The organism is Mesorhizobium sp. M2C.T.Ca.TU.002.02.1.1 (genome assembly GCF_003997225.1).
Genome location: NZ_RZTO01000543.1, coordinates 1 through 4367, shown reverse-complemented (window position 1 = coordinate 4367; position 4367 = coordinate 1). Strand labels below are relative to the sequence as shown.

Sequence of the window (4367 nt, the reverse complement as noted above, 5' to 3'; positions counted from 1 at the left end):
CTGATCGGCGACGAGCGCCGGCAGGTCGGTCGTCCGGCAGCAAGTCGCGACACCGATTGATCGCCCTAAAGGGCGCAAGAGGACGCAGCGATTATCCAAACCGCGCCGCCGTCCAAGCCCCTCCAGCCGCGTTCGACTCCACCGCCGCGGCGACGAACTTCACGCCCCGCGCGCCGTCGACGACGTCGGGCACCTGTGCCGCGCGCGCCGCATCGACCGCACCACCCGTGCGATGCGCGCGGATGATGTCCGCTGCGTCACGGTAGAAATTGGCGAAGGCCTCGATATAGCCTTCCGGATGCGCGGCCGGCATGCGCGAGACGCGCCGGGCTTCCGCGGTCGAGCCATGGCCGCCGCGCACCAGCGTGCGCGTTTCCTCGCCATAGGGCGAGAAGCGCAGTTCCTCGGGCCGTGATCCTGACCATTCGAGCCCGGCCTTCTCGCCATAGATGCGCACCGAGAGGTCGTTGTAGTGGCCGGGCGAGGTCTGGCTGGCGAGGATGGTGCCCCGCGCCCCGCCCGACCAGCGCATCAGCACATGCGCGTTGTCGTCAAGCCGCCGCCCGGGCACGGCGGTGAAGAGGTCTGCCGAGACCGCCTCCGCCTCGAAACCGGAGACGAAGCTTGCGAGGTTGAAGGCATGCACGCCGATATCGGCGAGCACAGCCGACTGGCCCGCGCGCGCCGGATCGGTGCGCCATTCGGCCTGCTTCTGGCCCTCGGCGTCGATCGGCTTGGTCAGCCAGTCCTGGATATAGGCGCCGTGCACCGACACGATGCGGCCGAGCTCGCCCGCCGCCACCATTTCGCGCGCCTGGCGGACCATGGCGTAGCCGGTGTTGTTGAGCGTGACGACGAAACGGCGCTGCTTCGCTCGCGTCAGCGCCACCAGCGCTTCAGCCTCCTCAAGCGTCGTCGACAGCGGCTTGTCGCAGATGACGTCGATGCCGGCCTCGAGGAAGGCGGTCGCGATCGGCGCGTGCAGGTGGTTGGGCGTGACGATGACCACCGCCTCGATGCCATCGGCCCGCGCTGCTTCGGCCTTCGCCATGGCGCGGTAATCGGCATAGCTGCGCTCGGGCGCGATGCCGATCTCCGCGGCGGAGGCCGCGGCGTTCTCCGGATCCGAGGACAATGCGCCCGCGACCAGCGCGACCTGGTCGTCGAGCCGCATGGCGAGGCGATGCACGGCGCCGATGAAGGCATTGCGGCCGCCTCCGACCATGCCGACTCGGAGACGTTGACGCGACGTACCATCGGCGGTTGCATAGACCATGATTGCGATTATTCTCCCCAGGTTCGACATGCCGGCCGGTGCGGATACGTGACCGGCCGCGGTTGTTTTCGAATGATATTTCTATTTTTCGTTTTGTAAAACGATTGTGCCGCGTTAGCTTTTTACCCTCGGTCCAGGTGATGGACCGCATCCGGGTGGGCATGGATCGGATGATGCGTCCGATGGTTGGGGTCACGATGAGGCATATCCTATGAGCGGCCGCAGCAAGGCGGCCGACGAGCCGTCTGCGCACAGTCTGGAGACGGCGGCGAGAAAGCGGAGCCGATCACTGGCAGCACTTGGCTACACCAAACCACAAACCTATGAAGAGCTGCGGGCGGTGCTTTCGTCAGGCACCGTGCATTTCCCGAAACGGCTTCGCCAGGTGGCGATCTTCCTCTGGCAGCATCCGAGCGAGGTGGCGCTTGGCACGATCGCGCAGGTGGCGGACCAGGCCGGCGTGCAGCCCTCGACCCTGGTGCGCTTCGCGCAGATCTTCGGCTATTCGGGCTTTTCCGATTTCCAGCTCCTCTTCAAGGACCGCATGAAGGGCTCCTGGCCGGATACGCAAGGCAGCCAGGAAAAGCCCGCGGAGCCGAATGCAAACCTGCATTTCCTCAACGGCATGGTCGGCGCCTGCCAGGCTTCGCTCGGCCGCATCGGCAATGATTTCGATAGCGCCGCTTTCGAGACGATGATCGATCACCTGGCGGCGGCCGAACTGATCTATGTCATCGGCAGCAAGCGCGCCTTCCCCGTCACCACCTATCTGTCGCTGACGCTCTCGCAGCAAGGCGTACGCAACGTGCTGGTCGACAATGTCGGCTCGACCGCGCTCGACCAGGTCGGCTGCATCACGCCGCGCGACGCGGTGCTCGCCGTCTCTTTCAGTCCCTACAATTCGATCACGCCCGACCTCGTCGCCGTCGCGCATGAGCGCAAGGCGCGCATCCTCACCATCACCGACAGCACCTTTTCGCCGCTGGCAAAGCTCTCCGACACCTGGCTGGAAGTGGTCGAGCAGGACTTTGGCGGTTTCCGCTCGCTCGCCGCCTCGCTTGCCGTCGGCATGGCCTTGGTCCACGGCGTCGTCGCGCGCCGGACAGGCTGACAAGAGCAATTCCAGGAAAAGTGTGAGCGGTTTTCCGTCCGGAATTGCGAAAGACAAGGATTAGAGCGGTTCACCGGTTCCATGAAAACGGTGAGCCGCTCTAGCACGATTGACTAAAGAGAACCATCGTTCCATATTTGAAAAAATGGAAACTTTATTCCGGGAGGAGGAATGGAGGTTCGTCTCAACGGCAAGGTGGTGCTGGTCACCGGCGCGACGCAAGGCATCGGCCGGGCGATCGCCGAGATTGCCGCGCGTTCCGGCGCTGCCGGATTGCTGATCACTGGGCGAGACCAGAAGCGCGGCGACGCAGTGGCCGCCGAGCTTGTGGCCATGGGCACTCCTGCCGCCTTCGCTGCTGCCGATCTCGGCGATCCCGAAGCTCCGGCGCGGTTGGCAAAGGCCTGCATCGAACGCTTCGGCCGCATCGACGGCCTGGTCAACGCCGCCGGCCTGACCGACCGCGCTTCCTTCGCCGATGCAACGCTCGACGACTGGTCGTCGCTGTTTGCCGTCAACGCCCGCGCGCCCTTTTTCCTGATGCAGGCGACGATCGCCGATATGAGAAAACGCGGTCAGGGCGGCTCGATCGTCAACATCCTGTCGATCAACGCGCATTGCGGCTCGCCGGAGCTGGCCGTCTATTCCGCCACCAAGGGCGCGCTGGCGACGCTGACCAAGAACGCCGCCAATGCCCATCGCTTCGACCGCATCCGCGTCAACGGCATCAATGTCGGCTGGACCGACACGCCGGCCGAACGCGTCATGCAGGCCGAGACGCTCGGCCAGGGTCCGGGCTGGCTCGACGCGGCCAATGCGACGCAACCCTTCGGCCGGCTGTTCTCCGTGACCGACATCGCCAACCTCGCCGTCTTCCTGCTTTCCGACGCGGCCGGCCCGATGACGGGCACGCTGGTCGATCAGGAGCAATGGGTGATCGGAGCCAACCGGTGAGCGCCGAGACCCTCAGCCCCGCTCTGCTCGATCGCTTGCCGTCCGAAGTCCGCAAGCCGGCTTACGATCGCTCAGCGCTGAAGCCCGGGATCGCCCATATCGGCGTCGGCGCCTTCCACCGTTGCCACCAGGCCGAATACACCGACGACCTGCTGGCGAAAGATTTCGGCCGCTGGGGATTGGTCGGCATCAACATTCGCCCTCCCCTCCTAACCGATACGCTGGGACGCCAGGATGGCCTCTACACACGGCTGATCCGCCAGAACGACGAGGTCGAAGCGCGCATCATCGGCAGCATCATGCGCGTCGTCGACAGCCAGGAGAATGCTGCGCCGGCGCTGGAGATGCTCGCCTCGCCCGACATCGAGATGGTCACCATGACAGTGACCGAGAAGGGCTATTGCCACATCCCGTCGAACGGCGCGCTCGATCTCGATCATCCCGATATCGTCCACGACCTCGCCAATCCCGAGACGCCGCGCAGCGTGCCCGGCATCCTGGCACGGGCGCTGGAACGGCGCATGGCCTCGCATGGCCGGCCGGTGACGCTGCTCTCCTGCGACAACATCCCGACCAACGGCATCATCCTCGGCAATGTCGTGCGGACATTCGCGGAGCGGCGCGGCGGGCGGCTGGCGGACTGGATCGAGGCCAATGTCGCCTTCCCCTCGGCCATGGTCGACCGCATCGCGCCGGCGACGACCGAGGCCGATATCGACACGATCGAGCAGCGCTTCGGCTACCGCGACAACGCCGTTGTCGTCGGCGAACGTTTCCGCCAATGGGTGATCGAGAACCGCTTCGCCGGCCGGGTGCCGCGCTGGGATCTTGTCGGCGCGACCTTCGTCGACGACGTCACCCCGTTCGAGCACCTCAAGATGCGCGTGCTGAACGGCGCCCAGACGACGCTCAGCTATCTCGGCGTTCTGGGCGGCTTCGAGCACACGTTCGAAACGATCGCCGACCCGCTTCTGGCAAGCTTCGTCCGGCGCATGCTGACCGAGGAGACGCTGCCGACGCTGATGC

4 protein-coding genes are annotated in these 4367 nt (G+C 65.6%); 3 read left to right on the top strand and 1 reads right to left on the bottom strand.

Going from position 1 to position 4367, the window contains the following annotated elements:
* Positions 1–91: 91 nt before the first annotated feature.
* Positions 92–1276, bottom strand: coding sequence for a Gfo/Idh/MocA family oxidoreductase (locus tag EOD07_RS24460; protein ID WP_127237272.1), 1185 nt, complete (start codon positions 1274–1276; stop codon positions 92–94).
* 211 nt (positions 1277–1487) lie between these two features.
* On the opposite strand from EOD07_RS24460, the gene EOD07_RS24455 reads away from it, so the two are divergent.
* The 3 genes from EOD07_RS24455 to EOD07_RS24445 form a co-directional block, all read left to right on the top strand.
* Positions 1488–2387, top strand: a complete 900-nt coding sequence (locus tag EOD07_RS24455) for a MurR/RpiR family transcriptional regulator (protein WP_040990221.1) — start codon at positions 1488–1490, stop codon at positions 2385–2387.
* Between the two features lie 171 nt (positions 2388–2558).
* Positions 2559–3341, top strand: a complete 783-nt coding sequence (locus tag EOD07_RS24450; RefSeq protein ID WP_127237271.1) for an SDR family oxidoreductase — start codon at positions 2559–2561, stop codon at positions 3339–3341.
* Positions 3338–4367: mannitol dehydrogenase family protein (locus EOD07_RS24445; RefSeq protein ID WP_245470447.1), on the top strand; the 1030-nt coding region annotated here is incomplete at its 3' end. The genes EOD07_RS24450 and EOD07_RS24445, both read left to right, overlap by 4 nt.

Excerpts from the sequence above, each read along its gene's own strand:
- EOD07_RS24450 (WP_127237271.1), top strand. The coding sequence starts at position 2,559 with ATGGAGGTTCGTCTCAACGGCAAGGTGGTGCTGGTCACCGGCGCGACG.
- EOD07_RS24460 (WP_127237272.1), bottom strand. The coding sequence starts at position 1,276 with ATGGTCTATGCAACCGCCGATGGTACGTCGCGTCAACGTCTCCGAGTC.
- EOD07_RS24455 (WP_040990221.1), top strand. The coding sequence starts at position 1,488 with ATGAGCGGCCGCAGCAAGGCGGCCGACGAGCCGTCTGCGCACAGTCTG.